The sequence below is a fragment of the Phenylobacterium sp. genome (assembly GCF_037968635.1).
In the GTDB taxonomy this organism is placed as follows: domain Bacteria; phylum Pseudomonadota; class Alphaproteobacteria; order Caulobacterales; family Caulobacteraceae; genus Phenylobacterium.
The window spans coordinates 22,382-39,078 of record NZ_JBBKVV010000053.1 but is presented as its reverse complement, the minus strand read 5'-3'; the positions used below and the strand labels follow the sequence as shown (position 1 = coordinate 39,078).

Annotated in this window: 15 protein-coding genes; 4 read left to right on the top strand and 11 right to left on the bottom strand. The window is 67.7% G+C overall.

All coding sequences use genetic code 11. From position 1 onward, the window contains the following. Window positions 1-7 precede the first annotated feature (7 nt). From AAC997_RS05685 to AAC997_RS05655, 7 genes are all read right to left on the bottom strand, one after another. Window positions 8-697, bottom strand: coding sequence for an energy transducer TonB (locus AAC997_RS05685; RefSeq protein ID WP_340644718.1), 690 nt, complete (start codon window positions 695-697; stop codon window positions 8-10). Window positions 698-771: 74 nt separating this feature from the next. After that, window positions 772-1,452 carry a Fe2+-dependent dioxygenase gene (locus AAC997_RS05680; protein ID WP_340644717.1) on the bottom strand — a complete coding sequence of 227 codons (681 nt, stop codon included), beginning with the start codon at window positions 1,450-1,452 and terminating at the stop codon, window positions 772-774. Next, on the bottom strand, window positions 1,452-2,540 hold the full coding sequence (locus AAC997_RS05675) for an alpha-hydroxy acid oxidase (RefSeq protein WP_340644716.1): 1,089 nt from the start codon (window positions 2,538-2,540) through the stop codon (window positions 1,452-1,454). The genes AAC997_RS05680 and AAC997_RS05675 overlap by 1 nt, the downstream gene beginning before the upstream one ends. A 78-nt stretch (window positions 2,541-2,618) precedes the next feature. Continuing rightward, entirely contained in the window at window positions 2,619-4,943 is a 2,325-nt protein-coding gene (locus AAC997_RS05670; protein WP_340644715.1) for a TonB-dependent receptor, read from the bottom strand. Window positions 4,944-5,116: 173 nt separating this feature from the next. Beyond that, window positions 5,117-6,694 carry an AMP-binding protein gene (locus AAC997_RS05665; RefSeq protein WP_340644714.1) on the bottom strand — a complete coding sequence of 526 codons (1,578 nt, stop codon included), beginning with the start codon at window positions 6,692-6,694 and terminating at the stop codon, window positions 5,117-5,119. 29 nt (window positions 6,695-6,723) lie between these two features. Beyond that, on the bottom strand, window positions 6,724-7,566 hold the full coding sequence (locus AAC997_RS05660; protein WP_340644713.1) for a hypothetical protein: 843 nt from the start codon (window positions 7,564-7,566) through the stop codon (window positions 6,724-6,726). 23 nt (window positions 7,567-7,589) lie between these two features. Further along, window positions 7,590-8,696: an amidohydrolase family protein gene (locus AAC997_RS05655; RefSeq protein WP_340644712.1), complete on the bottom strand. Its 1,107-nt coding sequence runs from the start codon at window positions 8,694-8,696 to the stop codon at window positions 7,590-7,592. A 217-nt stretch (window positions 8,697-8,913) separates the two neighbouring features. Here AAC997_RS05655 and AAC997_RS05650 point away from each other — a divergent pair, with 217 nt between their 5' ends. Continuing rightward, window positions 8,914-9,531 (top strand): TetR/AcrR family transcriptional regulator, encoded by a 618-nt coding sequence (locus tag AAC997_RS05650; RefSeq protein ID WP_340644711.1) that lies wholly within the window; start codon window positions 8,914-8,916, stop codon window positions 9,529-9,531. Here AAC997_RS05650 and AAC997_RS05645 read toward each other — a convergent pair. Next, window positions 9,481-10,368, bottom strand: a complete 888-nt coding sequence (locus AAC997_RS05645) for a TetR/AcrR family transcriptional regulator (protein WP_340644710.1) — start codon at window positions 10,366-10,368, stop codon at window positions 9,481-9,483. The genes AAC997_RS05650 and AAC997_RS05645 overlap by 51 nt on opposite strands. Before the next feature lie 144 nt (window positions 10,369-10,512). On the opposite strand from AAC997_RS05645, the gene AAC997_RS05640 reads away from it, so the two are divergent. From AAC997_RS05640 to AAC997_RS05630, 3 genes are all read left to right on the top strand, one after another. Continuing rightward, a complete protein-coding gene (locus AAC997_RS05640) occupies window positions 10,513-11,700 on the top strand; it encodes an acyl-CoA dehydrogenase family protein (protein WP_340644709.1) in 1,188 nt (395 codons plus the stop codon). A 205-nt stretch (window positions 11,701-11,905) separates the two neighbouring features. Beyond that, window positions 11,906-12,625 (top strand): VTT domain-containing protein, encoded by a 720-nt coding sequence (locus AAC997_RS05635; RefSeq protein ID WP_340644708.1) that lies wholly within the window; start codon window positions 11,906-11,908, stop codon window positions 12,623-12,625. Then, the gene (locus tag AAC997_RS05630; protein ID WP_340644707.1) at window positions 12,622-14,040 is read left to right on the top strand and encodes an FAD-dependent oxidoreductase; all 1,419 of its coding nucleotides are present in this window, start codon (window positions 12,622-12,624) and stop codon (window positions 14,038-14,040) included. Before AAC997_RS05635 ends, AAC997_RS05630 begins: the two co-directional genes overlap by 4 nt. On the opposite strand, the gene AAC997_RS05625 is transcribed toward AAC997_RS05630, so the two are convergent. The 3 genes from AAC997_RS05625 to AAC997_RS05615 form a co-directional block, all read right to left on the bottom strand. Continuing rightward, complete coding sequence (locus AAC997_RS05625; protein ID WP_340644706.1) at window positions 14,017-15,153, bottom strand: FAD-dependent oxidoreductase; 1,137 nt, start codon at window positions 15,151-15,153, stop codon at window positions 14,017-14,019. The genes AAC997_RS05630 and AAC997_RS05625 overlap by 24 nt on opposite strands. Before the next feature lie 23 nt (window positions 15,154-15,176). Next, a complete protein-coding gene (locus AAC997_RS05620; protein ID WP_340644705.1) occupies window positions 15,177-15,932 on the bottom strand; it encodes a DUF1499 domain-containing protein in 756 nt (251 codons plus the stop codon). Window positions 15,933-16,056: 124 nt separating this feature from the next. Then, window positions 16,057-16,668, bottom strand: coding sequence for a CDP-alcohol phosphatidyltransferase family protein (locus AAC997_RS05615; RefSeq protein ID WP_340644704.1), 612 nt, complete (start codon window positions 16,666-16,668; stop codon window positions 16,057-16,059). Between the last annotated feature and the right edge of the window lie 29 nt (window positions 16,669-16,697).

The window sequence follows — 16,697 nt, the reverse complement described above, 5'->3', positions numbered from 1 at the left end:
CGGTCTTTCAGAGATCCAGAGAGAATTCCATGGGCACGATCACCCATGCGGAGACCGCGCGGTCTCCTTGTTTGGCTGGCGCGAACTTCCAGCGTTTCTTCACGACCTCCATGGCCGCGGCGTCCAGGTCGACCGAGCCGCTGGTCCGATCCAGCAGCACCTGAGAGGGCGCGCCTTCGGGGCTGACCTGGACGCGCAGGCGCACGACTCCCTGCTCGCGCCGTCGGCGCGATCCCATGGGGTAGACCGCACCAGGGTTCTTCAGATAGGCGGCGGTGAAGTTCGGGGGCGTCGTGGCTGTCGCGACCGGCGCGTTGGAGGGCGCGGCGGCCGGGGCGGCCGGAGCCGGTGGCGCGGCCTGGGTGGGGACAATCCGCTCTGGTGGTCGCTCCGTGGGCGGCGCGGTCATCGGTGACAAGGTGGAACGAGGCGTCGCCATCATCTGCGCCTCGGGGGGAGGTGGCGGCGGCTGTGATGGCGCGGGTGCGGCGCTGGGGGCCGCCTCGGTGATGAAGCTGACAGAAAGGGTGCGCTCGGGCGGCGGCGGCGGCGGGCGAAGCTGCGCCACGACGAAGATGCCGACGAGGCCCGCATGCAGCGCCATCACGACGCCGACGGCGGCGGTCCGCTGCTGCGCCGTTTCCCGGCCGCCGCGATAAACGGACGGCCCGCCTGTCATCGACACCACTTGAACCATGGCGGTGTCTCTAGCTGAGAATGCGTCCTAATAAAAGCTCGCCAGACGGCTTTTGGCGTCCTGTTTCCAAGCCTTTACGTCGCCGCCCAGCGGCGGATCAGGTTGTGATAGACGCCGGTCAGCTTCAGCAGGTTCTCGTCGCCGGCCTTGGCGAGCGGCGTCATGCCCTGGATCGCCTGGTCAAGGTCGAACAGCAGGGTGCGCTGGCTCTCGTCGGCGACGTAGCTCTCGATCCAGAAGAAGGCGGCGATGCGGGCGCCGCGGGTCACCGGGGTCACCCGATGCAGGCTGCTGGCGGGGTATAGGATCATGTCACCGGCCGAAAGCTTGACCGCCTGCGCCCCGAACGGCCCTTCGATCTCCAGTTCGCCGCCGTCGTATTCGTCGGGCTCGGACAGGAACAGGGTCGCCGACAGGTCGCCGCGCAGCATCACGCCCTGCGGCGTCCGCATCAGGGCGCTGTCGACGTGGGCGCCATAGGCCCCGCCACCGGCATAACGGTTGAACCTGGGCGGATAAATCTTGCTGGGCAGGGCGGCGGAGATGAACAGCGGGTTGGAGCCGATCCGGCGCAGGACCTCCCCTCCCAGACCGATGCCGATGGCGTCGTCCTCGGCCAGTTGTTGATTGGTCTTCTGGCCGTGGGCAAGGCCGCCCGCCGAGGCCGCGCCGTCCTGCCAGTCCGCGCCGTCGAGGCGGTCGCGGAACGCCGCGACCTCGCCTCTGTCCAGAACCCCTTCGATGGTGATCAGCATCAGTTCCCTCCCGCTGATGGGCGTCCGCTCAGATCGGCCTGGGCGATGTCTGCGAGACTTGCGCAGCCAGACAGCGCCATGCAGACCTCAAGCTCCTCCCGCAGCAGTTTGATCATATGACCGACCCCGAGCGCACCGGCGACCGCTAGGGCGTAGGCCTGCAGCCGGCCGATCATCACCCCGTCCGCCCCCAGGGCGATGGCCCGGAACACGTCCTGGCCCGAGCGCACGCCGCCGTCGAACAGCAGCGGGAAATCCGATCCCATCGTCGCGCGGATGGCGGGCAGGGCCGTGAGGCTGGCCGGCGCGGCGTCCAGTTCGCGGCCGCCGTGGTTGGACACCACGAGGCCGTCGGCGCCGCTTTCGCGCGCGGTGCGCGCGTCGTCCGGGTGCATGATCCCCTTGAGCCACAGGGGCAGGCGCGTGTGTCCCCGCAACCATTCAACATCGGCCCAGGTCGGTGCGTGGCGCAGGAAGCCCTGGAAGACGCGGCCTTCACCCGGCGCCAGGGAGGTGTCGACCGGTGGGGCGTCCCGAAGGTTGGCCGGTGTCAGCCCTCCCCGGAATCCGGCGCGCAGGGAGGTTAGGCCCGGCGCATGAACGGGCGCGTCCACGGTCAGCATGATGGCGCCGTAGCCCGCGCTCTCCGCGCGTCGCACCAGGTCCAGGGTCGCCTGGCGCGACGGCTGAGCATAGAGCTGGAACCAGCGGTCTGGGCCCGTGACCTCCTCCAGCGGCAGGGACGACAGGGTGCTGACCACCATGCAGGTTCCGGTGGCCGCCGCTGCTCGCGCCGTCTCCCGCTCGGCCCCTGCGTGGAACAACTCTTGGAACGCCACGGGCGCCAGCCAGATCGGATGGCGCCGGCCTCCGAGGCGGCAGGTGGTGGCCCCGTGGGTCAGGTCACGCAGCACGCGCGGCGTGATCCGGACGGCCTCGAGAGCGGCGAGGTTGGCGGCCACGGCGGTGTCGCGCCCGGCGCCGCCAGCCACATGGGCGAAGGTCGGGGCCTTCAGCACCTGGCGCGCCAAATCCTCGTAGTCACGGGCGCAGTGGATGTTCGCCGGCAGCGCATCGTTGTCGGCCAATTGGACAGCCTCGCAGAACGGAAATCGGGGCCGTGCCCAAAGGCGCGGCCCCGACCCCTTAGCCCCTCTCAGGGGGCGTTAGAAGTCGTAGTTCAGGGTCAGGCGCGTGGCGCGCGCATCGCCTTTGTAGAGGAAGAAGCCGCCGCGATAGACCGCCAGATAGTATTCCTCGTCGGTGACATTGCTGACGTTGAGGCGCACTTCGAAGTTCGGGTTGACGCGGTAAGAGGCGAACATGTCGAGCACCGTGTAGGACGGCACGGGTCGCGAATAGGCGCCCGTGGTGGCGTCGACCGGCGCCGCGGTGTCCGGCTGGCCGCCGTATCGCTTGCCCTCGTACTTCACGGCGCCGCCGAAGTAGAATTTGTCGGTGGCCTGGTACTTGAGCTGCACCACGCCCGAGCTCTTGGCGAAGTTGGCCAGGGTCTTGCCGACATTGGCCGCGGTCGCCGAGGCCAGGACCTCGCTCTCCATGTAGGTCGCGCCGGCCTGGACCGTCAGCCTGTCGGTCAGGGCGCCGGTGGCGCCGACTTCAAAGCCGGTGACGCGGTTCTTGCCCGTGTTGAAGGTGCCGACCGTGTCATAGTTGGCGCCTTCCATGACGTCGGACTTGGTGACCTGGAAGACAGAGCCGGTCAGCAGCAGCTTCTCGTCGAAGACGTTCCACTTCGTGCCGATTTCGTAGCTCTCGGACCGCTCGGGTTTCGCCCCGGCGATCGCGCCGTTGTAGACCACCACGCCGCCGTAGCCGCTGCTGGTGCCGACGTCGGATTCACCGCCGTTGATGTCCGCGGCGCTGGCGTAGGTGGCATAGACCATCCCGCCCTTGCCGAGCTTGTAGGTTACGCCGAAGTGGCCGTTCCACAGGTCGTCTGAATAGGGGTAGGAGGCCTGCGCCAGGGTCGTGGTGTTCTGGGTGTCAAGGGTGAAGTCGAAGCTGTCGTACCGAAGGCCGGCGAAGACCGTCAGCCTGTCTGTGAGGTCGACGGTGTCCATGACCGAGGCCGACACCGTCTTGATCTGCCAGTCGGTGTCCCAGGTGCGCTTGACGATGCTGCGCTTCAGAAGGCTGTTGCCGCCGGGAACCAGCGCGCCGTTGGCGCCGACCAGGCAGTAGTTGTTCAACGCTGCACCCGTGCCGGTGATGCAGTTGAAGGCGCCGGTGTTGGTCACGCCGTAGACGCCGTTCTTCACCGCATTGTCGGTGTATTCGAGACTAAAGATCAGCTCGTGATCCAGGCCGAGCAGGGTGGTGTTCACGAACAGGTTTTCCTGGTTCGCGAAGTAGCGGACCTCCTGCCAGCCCTGGTGGGCGCTCAGGGTGGTGGTGGCGTAGACGCCGCCCGGGTTGTTGGCCCCGGTGGTGGCGCCGCGGCCGCCGCTGATGACGTAGCCGTTGTCGGCAGAGCCGTAGCGGGTCAGGCTGGTGAGGCGGACGCTGTCACTGAACTTGTACTTCAGGCGCGCCGTGAAGGTGTTCACGTCCGATTCCAGGAAGTCTTCCTGCTGGACATAGGAGGGGACGTTCGAGGCAGGCTTGCCGTCCACCAGATAACCGCCGACGTCGGGGTTATCCTTGGCGCGCAGGCCGTAATAGTCGAGCGTCGCTTCGAAGGCGTCGGTTGGGGTGAAGTAGGCCGAGACGGCCGCGCCTTCACGCTTGCGGTAGGCCGGAGCGCGGTCCGGTACGTCTTCCTTCGAGTAGAGACCGTTGGCGCGGATCGCGAAGCTGTCGCTCACCACCTTGTTGACGTCGGCGGTCAGGCGCAGGTGATCGTCGGATCCGACCGTGCCCTGGACGTTGGCGAAGTCGAGGAAGGGGGTCGCCTGCTTGGTGATGGCGTTGATCGCCCCGCCCGAGCTGCCACGGCCGGCGAACGAGGAGTTCGGGCCCTTGGTCACTTCCAGCTGCTCGATGGCGAAGCTCTCGCGGATGGTCATGCCGGGGTCGCGCAGGCCGTCCACGAAGGTGTCGCTCTTGGCTTCCTGGCCGCGGATCACGTAGCGGTCGCCGAAGGCGTTGCCGTTTTCACCGGTGCCGAGTGTGATGCCCGGCTGGGCGTCGAGGATGCGCGAGAGGTCCGTGTAGCCGGAGTCGTTGATCTGCGCCTTGGTCAGGACATTTATGGTCTGCGGCGTCTCGGCCAGCGGACGGGTGTGACGCTCGTCGCCCGAGATCTTGGCCTTGTAGGGCACGCCGGCTTCAGCGTTCGGGTTTGCGTCGATGGCGGTGTCCTGGACCTTGACGGTCGCCAGCTCGGCGTCCTGGGCAAGGCTGTGTGACGGCATCAGCATCATCGCCGACAGGCTGACTGCGACGCCCAGGCCGACGGTCGAGGTCTGGCTTTTGGCGGCCTGACGCAGGCTTGCCGGACGCAGGGTCTTGCCCTTGAAACCGCTCATACTCGAATTTCCCCGTGTCGCTCGAACCCGACGCCGTCGCCGGTGAGCGCGAGAGGTCTATATTGCGAGGAATTCGCATTATCAACGAAATTGCGACGCGATTGCATCAACGCCGGTGGGCGTGGCATTTGCGACGACGTCATGAATCTCGCCCGCCGCTTTGCCGCGTTTCGTCAGATCGCTCTTGAACGGCCTTCCCAGTAGGGCGCGCGGACCTTGTTGCGCTGAATCTTGCCGGCCTCGCTGCGGGGCAGGTCGACGACGAAATCCACGGCGCGGGGGATCTTGAACTTGGCCAAGACACGTGCGGCGTAGTCGAGAATCTCGGCCTTCAGAGCCTCGGTGGGCTGATAGCCGGCCTTGAGCTGGATCACCGCTCGGACTTCTTCACCCCGTTCGTCGTGGGGAATGCCGACGGTGCAGCTGTCCTCGACCGCAGGATGCTTGATCAGCTCGTTGTCGATCTCCTGCGGGTAGATGTTCACCCCGCCGGCGATGATGGTCTCGGCGCTACGCCCGGTGAGGAATAGCCAGTCGTCTTCATCGAGATAGCCGACGTCCCCCATGGTGAAGTAGCCGTCCTTGCGGTTGGCCTGCGTCTTGGTGTCGTCCTTGTAGTAGGTGAAGCCGCCCTGGTCGTTCAGGCTCATATAGATGGCGCCGGGCACGCCGGGCGGGCACTCGTTTCCGGCCTCGTCCAGGATGCGGGCGGCGGCCTTGTGCGGTCGGCGACCCACGGTTCCTGGACGTTTCAGCCAGTCCTCGGAGCCGACGGTGAAGCCGACGCCGCCCTCGGAGCCGGCGTAGTATTCGAACAGCTTGGGGCCGATCCATTCGATCATGGCGGCCTTCACCTCGGGCGGGCAGGGCGCTGCGCCGTGGGTGATGCGCTTGAGCGAACTGAGGTCGTACTTGGCGCGGACCTCGTCGGGGAGCGCCAGCATCCGCTGGAACATGATCGGCACGAAGTGGCCGCGGGTCACCTTCAGGTCCTGGATCGTCCGCAGGACCTGCTCAGTGTCCCACTTGTCGATCAGCACGGTTGGCACGCCGTTGTTCAGGGCGCGCCGGATGTCGCCGGCCAGGGGCGAGGCGTGATAGCCGGGGCCGGTGCAGATGTGTTTGTCCACGGCGCGGTCGTAGATGGCGTCATAGCCGCCGACCGCCTGGGCGTTGGGCTTGTAGACCCCCTTGGGACGCCCCGTGGTGCCCGACGAGTAAAGCATGGTGGAGCCGCGCACCGGATCGGCGAGGTCTTCTCGCGGGAAATCCTCGAGGGTCTCATAGGGGAGGAAGCCCGGCAGCTCGCCACCGATGGAAACCTTGAGCTTCAGTTGCGGGCAGGCGTCGGCGGCCTCGCCCGCGCCGGTCACCCGGATGTCGGCGAACAGCGCCTTGGCCTCGCAGTTGTCGATGACATAGGCCATCTCCTCGGGCTTCAGGTGCCAGTTCACGGGCGTCATCCGGAAGCCGCCGCGTAGGGCGGCGAACAGAACGTCGGCGAACTCCATGCGGTTGGTGCAGAGCAGGGCGATGGCGTCGCCGGCCTGGACGCCGTGTGCCCGCATCAGCCGCACCAGACGGTTGGCGTTGGCGTTCAGCTCGCCGAAGGTGCGGGTGCGGCCGTCCAGCCCCTCATGGACCGCGACCTTGTCGGGATGGACCTGGGCCCACACGGCGGTCGCCATGCCGGTCTCGACGGCCTTGTCCACGCGCGCCTTGATGTCGTCGCCGATCAGCGTGTCGGTCATGCCAACTCTTTCTGTACTCGAGAACCGGCTCAGCCCCAGAGGGGGGAGGAGGCCTTCATCGCGCGGATCATGAAGGTGACGCTGGCCACGTCCTTGCCGCTCTGCGGATCGGCGATGTCGACGTCGTACCAGACGTTCTCGGTGCGGGGGCTCTCAGTGATCTTGCGCATGGTGGTGCGCCCCACATAGTCACGATCGGCCAGGAGCGGACCGGCCAACTGCCGCACCTCCAGGGCGCCGAACAGGCCGACATAGGGCTGTTTCGACTTTGCCAGGACGAAGGGCCGGCTCATGTGGGCCAGGCGGATGATGTGAGCCGGCGACAGCACGCCCTTGTCGTCATAGATCGCCACCCGCTCGGTGATACGGCCGAGCGAGGCGTCATAGCTTTCGCGGCTGACTTTCATGGGAATGTCGGCGGTGGTGTCGCCCACCTTGATATCAGAATAGATGCGCAAGGTGGCCGGATCGGCTGCGGTCTGCTCGGCCATGCGGCGGGCGACCTCGGAACTGCTGTCGCGCGAGACAGCGGAAGCCGTACCGACACAGACCTGCTGGCCCGACCGATTGAACATCTGCAGGCGGGCCCTCGACTCGCCGGGATGCACCACGGCCTGCACCTCTTCCTTGTCCACCGTGGCTTGGGCGAAGTGCAGGGAGAGGGCGCCGGTCTCGAACCAGGCCTCGCCGTACAGCTCCAGCAGCATGGGGACGAACTGGTCCATGTGCACCGAGCCGGGGACCGTGCCGCCCTTGAAGCCCAGCTTGGAGGCCACCTCGTCGTTGTGGATCGAGCCGGGGGCGGCCTGGAAGCCGTTGTGCGGCGCGCGGAACGGGCCGGTGAGCTGGTCTTGAGTGGTCGCGTCGGTCATGGCGTTTTCCTTGGCGGGGGGCGTCACAGCCCGCCCATCATCTCTTCGAAATTGGCGCGGTAGAAGCGGTCGCGGTCAGCCTCGCCGAGGTCCCCGAAGGTGCGTTCGAAGCGGCCGATGGGATCGTTGGTCCCCTCCGGGTGCGGGTAGTCGCTGGAAAACATGTAGAGGTCGGCGCCGCTGTCGCGGATCAGATAGCCGGCGTCCTCGCCCGGGAAGGGGGTGAACTTCACTTGGCGGCGGATGATCTCCGAAGGCTTGGCCGAGAGGTTCTGCAGATAGGGGTCGGTCCGGCCGAAGGACCGCGCGCCCATGTCCATCTGGCGCAGCCAGCCCGGCACCCAGTAGGCGCCGTATTCGATGGCGCCGCCCTTCAGCTCCGGCTGGCGGTCGAAGAGGCCGTCATAGACCAGCGCGCCGAGGAACATCTCGGCCGAGTGGGGCAGGGCGACATAGTCCTTGAACCGCAGGTTCTCGCCGCCGCCGTGCAAGTCGGGGGACTTGGCCTTGCCGTTGTTGACGTATTCCTGAGGCAGGGTCCGCGATCCCGCGCCGATGTGCAGAACGAAGGGGACTTTCTTGGCGGCCAGCAGGGCCCAGAACGGGTCGAGATCGGGGTGGCCCGGCGACTTGTCGCCGGCGGCCGTGGACGGCACCCAGATCGCCTTGCAGCCCAGGCGGACGGCCTCCTGGGCCTCCTCAAGGGCGCGGGCCGGGTTATCCAGCGGGACATAGGCGACCCCCAGCAGGCGCGGGTCGCCGCAGAAGCTGGCCATGGCGCGGTTGGCGGCGCGGGAGCCGGCGTAGAGGATATCCTCGTCCTTGGTGGTCCGGAACGGTCGCAGGGCCGAGGTGGGGAAGACCAACTGGCTGGAGAAGCCCAGTTCCTCGATGGCCCGGATACGTTCGTCGGTGTCGCAGGAGCCGTAGGCCAGGCGGCCCTTGGGCCCGGCGATCAGCCCCTCGATAACCTTCTCCTTCGGCGCCTCGACAGGCGGCCGGGTGGAGGGTGGGTCGCGGCGGAGCAGGCGGTCCTTCATGTCCGCGTCGGCGAAGGGCACCAGCCAGTCGGCTGGCTCCATGACGTGGCTGTCGGCGTCGTGGAATACGCGTCCCGCAGCATAGGGCATGCCGTCTCCTCCCGTTGTTCTTGTGGCCCAAGCATCGCATCGGCGCTTGGGCGAGACAACTGCTTTAGTGACATTCACACTATGAGAATGGAGGATCGCGCTTCCAGAACCGGGCGCTCATTGGTCCCGGTGGGCTACACTGGAGGCCGACGTCGAATCGGAACTACGGCACACCCATGAGCGATCACGCGACAGTTCGGCGGACGCGCGGTTGGCCGTGACCTCGAAGCGACTGCGAAGGGGGCAGAGGCTGCCGCCTCAAGAACGCCGGAGCCTCCTGCTGGAGGTCGCGGCCGGACAAGTCCTGGAGCAGGGAGTCCTGCCGATCGGCGTCGAGGAACTGGCCCAGGCGGCCAAGGTCAGCAAGGCGCTGGTCTATCGCTACTTCCCAGAGACGCACGATCTCTACAACGCCCTGCTCGAGCGGTCCCTGGACCAGGTCGCCGAGGCCCTGGACCTTGCCGTCGACACACAGGACCTGGCGGCCGCCGCCGGAGATGTGGCGGAGGCCTATTACCGCCACGTGGCCCGAAGTGGGCCGTTGATCCAGATCATCCTGCGGGACCGCTTCATGATGGGGCATGTCTCGCTGCGCGCCGCCGCCATCCGGGCCCGCGTGGCGCGTCGCCTGGCGCATAAGGCGCGCGCCGCCTTCGGCCTGGATCTGCGCGAGACCCTCGCCTGTCTCAGCATCGGCATGACCATGCCCGAAGAGTGCGGCCGCCTGGCCTTCCAGGGGGAGCTGGATCTCGAGCGCGGCGCCCTGCTGTGCCGCGAACTGGTCCTAGGCGTCCTCGACGTCGCTCGCCGTCGGAGCCTCGAAGCGGACCGCTAGCCGCCGGTTGCCAGCCTCGACAATATCGGCGGCCAGAGTCTCGGCCAGGGCCAGGTCCAGCCGCCCGCGCGCCAGGATGCGCCCTGTCCGCAGCACCGCGCTGGTGAGCACCGCTGTCGCTGCGCGGGCGACGTCCGGCGGGATGTTGTGGCTGTCGCTGAACCTGGTGGCCACCACGTTGGTGTTGTCGGCCCGGATCGCGCGCTGCTCGGCGCGAAGGGCGCGGCGCACGCCTGGCGCGTTCTGCAGGGTCTGCAGCAGGTCTCCGCGCTCGGCCACCTGGCGCAGGTAGGTCACGGTCGACAGACGCAGGCGCTCGGCCGGCCGCTCGGCGGTGTTGATGCGGTGTGCGCGCGCCGCGCGGATGGCCTGCAGCTCCCGCCGGGCCAGCTCCGCCATCAGGTCGTCGACGGTGGGGAAGAAGTGGTAGGCGCGCGGCGCGGTGAGCCCGGCGTCCCTCGCCACCCGTTTGATGGTCAGGGCGTGCAGGCCGTCCTGCACGATGATCCGCGCGGCGACATCCAGCAACTGCTGGCGGCGATCCTCCGGCGACAGCCGCAGGGGCGTGCGGCGGGCCGTGGGCTGGCCGGGCGTGATGAGGATCTGTTCGCTCGCGCCCTCGGGTGTTGGGGGCAGGTTGGGCGTCGGTCCCGCGCGGCCGGCCCGCGCCTTCCCCCAATGACCCCGGGTCGGATAGGGGATTGCGGTCCGGTCGCAGAGCTTGGCCAGGCCGCTGGCGCTCAGCCCCAGGTCAGCGGCCACCGAGGACAGGGGTTCGCGCCAGAGACGTTGGAACAGCTCCAGGCGGGTCAGCTCAGTGGGCGTCGAGGGGCGCATGTTTCCAGACCAGGCCGAGAGCAGGGAGCATAGCCAAGGACCCCGATCTTTCAAAACGCCTTAAAGCTTCGTGCGTGAGCAGTTGCTGACATTCGCACTAATTGATAGGTCGAGGATCATCCCGCCGTCCGAAAGGCTTGATCCATGCCGGCTGACCTCTCCCCCGCGATCTCGCTGGAGGCTTTCCGCGCGGAGGTTCACTCCTGGCTGGAAGACAACTTTCCCAAGGCTCTGGCCGAAAGGCAGGCCGAGGTCGAGGCGGCCTCGGGGAACCAGGATTTTGCCGACTGGAAGCGGGCCCTGTGCGGCAAGGGCTGGGGCACGCCCACCTGGCCCAGAGCCTATGGCGGCGGCGGCTTGACGCCCGCCGAGGCCCGCGTGCTGCGCGAGGAAATCCGCCGGGTCGGCGGCTGGAACCCGATCGGCTGGGGCATGGGCGTGCGGATGCTGGGCCCCACCCTGCTGGAGTACGGCACCGAGGCGCAGAAGCAGCAACACATCCCGCCGATCTGCCGCGGGGAGACGCGCTGGTGCCAGGGCTACTCCGAACCGGGCGCCGGCTCCGACCTCGCCTCCCTGCAAACCCGCGCCGAGGACCGAGGCGACCATTTCCTGGTCAACGGCCAGAAGCTGTGGACCAGCGGGGCTCAATACGCCGACTGGTGCTTCTGCCTGGTGCGCACCGATCCAACCCGCAAGCACGACGGCATCTCGTTCCTGCTCATCGACATGCGCACGCCTGGGGTGCTGGTGAACCCGATCCAGCTGATCTCCGGCCGTTCGCCCTTCTGTGAGACCTTCTTCACCGACGTAGAGGTCTCCAAGGCCAACCTGGTTGGGCCGCTGAACGGCGGCTGGACGGTGGGCAAGCGTCTGCTGCAGTACGAGCGCCAGCGAAATGAGGACGCTCCGGCCCGCGCTACCGAGCAGCGCGCCATCGAGGCGGTGGCCGCCGAACGCCTGGGCCGCGACGCGCAAGGCCGACTCGCCGACACCGACTATCGCGCGCGGCTCACTCGGCACCTGATGGATCGCAAGGCCTTCAACCTGACCCTGCAGCGCTCCATCGTCGAGGCGGGCGCCAACGGCCCGAGCGCGGCGACCTCCATCCTGAAGAACGTCTCATCGCTGCTGGTCCAAGAGCGGTCCGAGTTGCTGGTGGAGGCGATGGGCCAGGGTGTCGGCTGGGAGGGCGAGACCTTCGCAGCCGAAGAGCTGGCCTATGTCCGCGAATGGCTCTCGGGCAAGGCCAACACCATCTTCGCCGGCTCCTACGAGATCCAGAACAACATCATCTCCAAGCGAATCCTGGGCCTGCCGGATCCGAAGTAGGTCTGTTCGGCGTTGGCGCCGGTTTGACGCCCGCGCGCGGGGAGCGGCCATCAATAAGCGGTGCGTTGGCGACTTGGGCGAGACGTCACCCTTGTCACCGACCATACTGGACGCCGTGCGGAGCCGCCGCTGCGCGCGCGGTCGCTGGCGGTCGAACCAATCGCCCACGACGCACAACACAGGCCGTAGAACGAAAGTCGGAGACATGATGGACCGCTTCAAGCGCTTCCTGCCGCTGCTGGTCCTGATCCTCGCCGTGGTGGCCGCCTTCGCCAGCGGCGCAACCCGCTATCTCAAACTCGACGCCCTGCGGACCCATGAGGCCGGATTGCGCGCGCTGGTGGACGGCAACCTCCCGCTCGCCCTGGCCGCCTTCATGATTGTCTATGCGCTGGCCACGGCGGTCAGCCTGCCCGGCGCGCTGATCCTGACCCTGACCGGGGGATATCTTTTCGGGACCTGGCTCGGCGGCGCCGCGACAGTGATCGGGGCGACGGTCGGGGCGGTGTTGGTCTTCTACGCGGTGAGCACGTCGCTTGGTCAAGCGTTGCGCCATCGCGCCGAGGCGTCGGGAGGGCGGCTCAAGGCGGTGAGTGACGGCATCCGGGCGGGGGCCTTCGGCTACATCCTGACCCTGCGCCTCATTCCGATCGCGCCCTTCTGGCTGGTGAATGTCGCCGCCGCCCTGGCCAACGCCCCCCTGCGCGCCTACGCGCTGGCGACCTTCATCGGGATCATGCCAGCCACCTTCATCTACAGCGGCGTGGGCGAAGGCATAGGAGAGGTGCTGCGGCGGGGGGAGACGCCCGATCTCGGAATCATCTTCAACCCCAAGGTGATGCTGCCGTTGCTGGCCCTGGGCTTGCTGACCCTCGTCACCACGATCATCCAGCGTCGCCGCAGCCGTTCGGGGAACGCGCCATGACCTCAAGTCTGAAGGCCGACATCGTTATCATCGGTGCGGGTTCAGGGGGGCTGTCGGTCGCCGCGGGGGCGGCCCAGCTCGGCCTCAAGACGGTGCTGTTCGAGAGGGGCGAGATGGGGGGCGACTGCCTGAACTATGGATGCGTCCCGTCCAAGGCCCTGATCGCCGCCGCCGGCCGCGCGCACGATGTCCAGCGGGGTGCGGCCCTGGGTGTGACCGCAGGGCCGGCGAGCGTCGACTTCGCCCAGGTCATGGCTCATGTGCACGCCACCATCGCGGCGATCGCGCCGGTGGATAGCCAGTCGCGGTTCGAGGGCCTCGGGGTGACTGTGATCCGCGAGCACGCGCGATTCCTCGATAGCCGTACAGTCGGGTCGGAAAGTGTCTCGGTGCGCGCGCGCAAGATCGTGGTGGCGGCCGGTTCACGGGCCGCGATCCCGCCGATTCCTGGTTTGGCCGCGACCCCCCACCTGACCAACGAGTCCATTTTCGAACTGACGGAGCTTCCGAGCCGACTCATCGTGCTGGGCGGTGGCCCGATCGGCGCCGAGTTGGGACAGGCGTTCCGCCGGCTTGGGTCGGAGGTTGTGATCATCGAGGCGGGTGAACCCCTCGGTCGCGAGGATCGCGACGTCGCCCAGGTGGTCATCGAACAGTTGCGGGCCGAAGGCGTGGAAGTGCTCGCGGGGGCCGAGGCTATCGAAGTCGCCGCAGGCCCGACGGTGACGGTGCGCATCGGCGCCTCGACCCAGGAGGTGTCGGGCAGCCACCTCTTGGTCGCCGTCGGCCGCAAGCCCTCACTGGAGGGCCTCGACCTGGAGAGGGCCGGAATCGATTTCGACCGCGATGGCGTCAAAACCGACCGGTCCCTGCGCACCCGGAACCGCCGCGTCTACGCCATCGGCGATATCGCCGGTCGCGGCCAGTTCACCCATCTGGCCGGCGCCCATGCGGGGCTGGTGGTTCGCCGGGCGGTCTTTGGCCTGCCCGTGAACGCTGACACTCTGCAGGTCCCGCGCGTGACCTATTGCGACCCCGAGATCGCCAGCCTCGGTCTGGGCGAGACCGAAGCCCGCAAAGCGCACGGCGACGATCTCCGGGTGGAGACGTTCTCGTTCTCCGAGAATGATCGGGCGCTGGCGGAGGGCGACACCCGCGGCTTCGGCAAGCTGATCACCACGGCGAAGGGAAAGGTCCTCGGGGTGACTCTGGTGGGCCGTCACGCCGGCGACCACATCCACCTGTGGGCGCTGGCCATGTCGTCGGGCCTCAAACTGAGCAGTCTGACAGGGATGATCGCCCCCTATCCGACGCGCGGGGAGATCAACAAGCGTCTCGCGGGACAATGGTACACGCCGGCGCTGTTCTCCGATCGCACCCGCAAGGTGGTTTCATTCCTGAAGTGGCTGACCTGATCGTCTCGTCCGAACGCTCCGCTCAGAGGCCCTCATGCGCGCAACGAAGCCGAGATCCAGGCGACGCTTGAGCCACAGGGCGGCCCGCCCATACCACCAGAGCCGGCCGTGGATCGCCAGACCGCGACCGTTCCCCATGTCCATGATCGAAAGCCACCGGCTTTGCGGCCGGTAGCGGGCCGGCGCGTGGGCGCCCTGCGCCGCGAGATTGTCGACCAGGGTGGGCGCGGCGCGAACCCCGAACACGCCCGCGGCCGGTCGCGGAAACCCGTCGATCGCCCCGCAGTCGCCGACCGCGAACACCACGGGGGTGGCGATCGACTGCAGCGTTGGCGTCACGCGCAACCGCCCGTCCGCCGTCTGTGGCAGTCCCAAGGTTCCGACGATTTCCGGCGCGGCGACCCCGGTCGCAAGGATCAGCATGTCGCAATCCAGGATCTGGCCGTCGTCGAGTCTGCAACTGTCCTTTGAGCCTCGCTCGATAACCTTGCCGGGTCTCACCTGAACACCTCGTCGGCGCAACTCCGAGGTCAGGCGGGTGAGCGCACTCGGCGCCGCCCAGGTCGCGGGCCCCTCCGCAACCAGGGTCACGCGCGGGGCGACGCCTCGGCGCTCCGCCAGCCCGGCCAAGGCGGCGGCGACCTCGTAGCCGGAGGGGCCGCCGCCGGCGACCACCAGCGCGGGACAGCGCCCGGTCGTCCGGATGCTCGCCTCGACGCAGCGCCGCAGATCGAAGAGCCGGGCGAGCGGTTTGACGGTCCAGACATTCGGGCGCGCCGAAAGGCCGTGCGGGTCGGTGGTCAGACTGCCGACATTGAGCGAGAGGACGTCGAAGGCGACCACCTGGCCCTCGTCCGTCGTCAGGGCCCTGGCGGCCAGATCGATCCGGACGACTTCAGCCGCCAGATGTTTGACGCCAAAGGTCGCCGCCAACACGCCGACATCGATCTCCGCGGCGCTCTGCGGCAGGGCGCCGGAGAGCACTGCGGTGGCCAAGCCTGAATACTGGAATACTGTCGGGCTGATCAGCACCGCTTCGACCTTGGCGGTACGCAGCCTGTCGGCCTGCCGCAGCAAATGGAGGTGGGCATGGCCCGCCCCGACAAGGGCCAAACGTTTGCGGACCAGAGAGGTCCCTATGACGCGGAAGCCTTGGGCGCCCGTTTGTCGAGCCCGGCCAGATAGGCTTCGATCCGGGCGGCGTTCGCGCCGAGATCGCTCAATCCGACGCGGGAGGTCGAACGTACGTCGACGGTCGATCCCGCCGCACCGGGCCGGATCCGCACCACAACGTCGTCCTTGAACCCGAACCAGAAGGTTTCGGCCGTCGCCTCGATGGTCCCGCCGTCTGGGTTTTGGGAGACCAGCTCCCAGCCGCTCGCCTTCGCCTCGGCCAGAGCAGCGGCGTATGCCGCCGCTGGCGGGACCGCGAGTTGGAGTGGCCGGACTCCCGGGTAGCCGCGACGCCCCACCTCGCCCAGAGATCGCCCTGCGAGCTTCGAGAACCGAGGCCCCTGATAGGCCGCCTGAGACGACAAGGGCGCGGACATCGAGGCCACCGGGTTGGCGTCAACAGCCTGCCGTGCGGCGATCACCGCCGGTGAGAATTGGGGCGGATCAACGGTGTCGGTGGCGACGTCGTGAATCGGCGGAATGTCGGCGGATTTCGCCCGCACCGAGGCGAGGTAGCCAACGGCGAGGGCGGGAATGAGCAGGGCGATCAGGGCGGCCGGCCAGCCTCGCCTCGGCGCTCGCACAAGGGCCAGAACCAGCGCCACAAGGGCCAGAATGATCGACACTATGAGAACGGGCAGGCCCGCTTTCACGACCAGGACACCGAGGCCGAACTGCCACGGCCACAGGCCAAACTTCACGCCCAGCGCCGCGGCCATGAAATAGACCGGCACAAGCAGCGAAACGATCAGGGCCAGACGTCCGACAGCGGATCTCAAGATCGTCATCTCCACGTCACCAGGATCTCATCGTTCCACGAATGCCCGGCCCGCGCCAGTCAGCCTAGGTCTTGGCGCCGAACATCCGGTGGGCGAGGAGAATGCGCTGCGCCACGGTCAGAATGCAGAGGACCAGCAGGATCATCGCGATAAGGGGGAAGTAGCCGGGAAACAGGCACATGGCCACGAAGGCCAGAATGGTCTCCGCGCCTTCGGCGAAGCCCGTGCTGTAGACAAAGCTCTTGGGGCCGTGGGCGGTCTCGGACAGGCCTCGCTTGGCGGCGATCGCGGCGTAGGCCAGGAAGCTCACCGCGGTCAGCGTGAAGCCGGCGACGAGGGCCAGGGCATAGGCGAGATTGCCTGCCGCGGCGAAGCCGAAACCCAGCGGCACGGCGAGGTAGAAGACATAGTCGCAGAGGATGTCCAGATAGCCGCCGAGATCGGTCGGGCGCGTGGCCCGCGCAATGGCGCCGTCGAGGCCGTCGAGCAGCCGGCTTCCTGCGACAAGAGCCAGGCCGATGAGGGGATGGTCCAGTCCGATCGCCAGTCCCGCCCCAGCGCCCAGCGTGGCGCCGGCGACAGTCACCTGATTGGCAGTGACGCCCCATCGCGCGATCTGGGCGCCGAGGTGATTCAGCGGCGGGTCGATGAGGCGTCGGAGTCTGGCGTCGAACATCCTGGAATCCCGCAACCTCTTCTAGGCCG

Bases quoted from the DNA above. Each gene is read 5' to 3' on its own strand.
- AAC997_RS05655 (WP_340644712.1), bottom strand. From the start codon at position 8,696: ATGCCCTATGCTGCGGGACGCGTATTCCACGACGCCGACAGCCACGTC.
- AAC997_RS05680 (WP_340644717.1), bottom strand. From the start codon at position 1,452: ATGCTGATCACCATCGAAGGGGTTCTGGACAGAGGCGAGGTCGCGGCG.
- AAC997_RS05645 (WP_340644710.1), bottom strand. From the start codon at position 10,368: ATGCGCCCCTCGACGCCCACTGAGCTGACCCGCCTGGAGCTGTTCCAA.
- AAC997_RS05615 (WP_340644704.1), bottom strand. From the start codon at position 16,668: ATGTTCGACGCCAGACTCCGACGCCTCATCGACCCGCCGCTGAATCAC.
- AAC997_RS05665 (WP_340644714.1), bottom strand. From the start codon at position 6,694: ATGACCGACACGCTGATCGGCGACGACATCAAGGCGCGCGTGGACAAG.
- AAC997_RS05670 (WP_340644715.1), bottom strand. From the start codon at position 4,943: ATGAGCGGTTTCAAGGGCAAGACCCTGCGTCCGGCAAGCCTGCGTCAG.
- AAC997_RS05640 (WP_340644709.1), top strand. From the start codon at position 10,513: ATGCCGGCTGACCTCTCCCCCGCGATCTCGCTGGAGGCTTTCCGCGCG.
- AAC997_RS05660 (WP_340644713.1), bottom strand. From the start codon at position 7,566: ATGACCGACGCGACCACTCAAGACCAGCTCACCGGCCCGTTCCGCGCG.
- AAC997_RS05685 (WP_340644718.1), bottom strand. From the start codon at position 697: ATGGTTCAAGTGGTGTCGATGACAGGCGGGCCGTCCGTTTATCGCGGC.
- AAC997_RS05620 (WP_340644705.1), bottom strand. From the start codon at position 15,932: ATGGCCGCGGCGCTGGGCGTGAAGTTTGGCCTGTGGCCGTGGCAGTTC.
- AAC997_RS05630 (WP_340644707.1), top strand. From the start codon at position 12,622: ATGACCTCAAGTCTGAAGGCCGACATCGTTATCATCGGTGCGGGTTCA.
- AAC997_RS05635 (WP_340644708.1), top strand. From the start codon at position 11,906: ATGATGGACCGCTTCAAGCGCTTCCTGCCGCTGCTGGTCCTGATCCTC.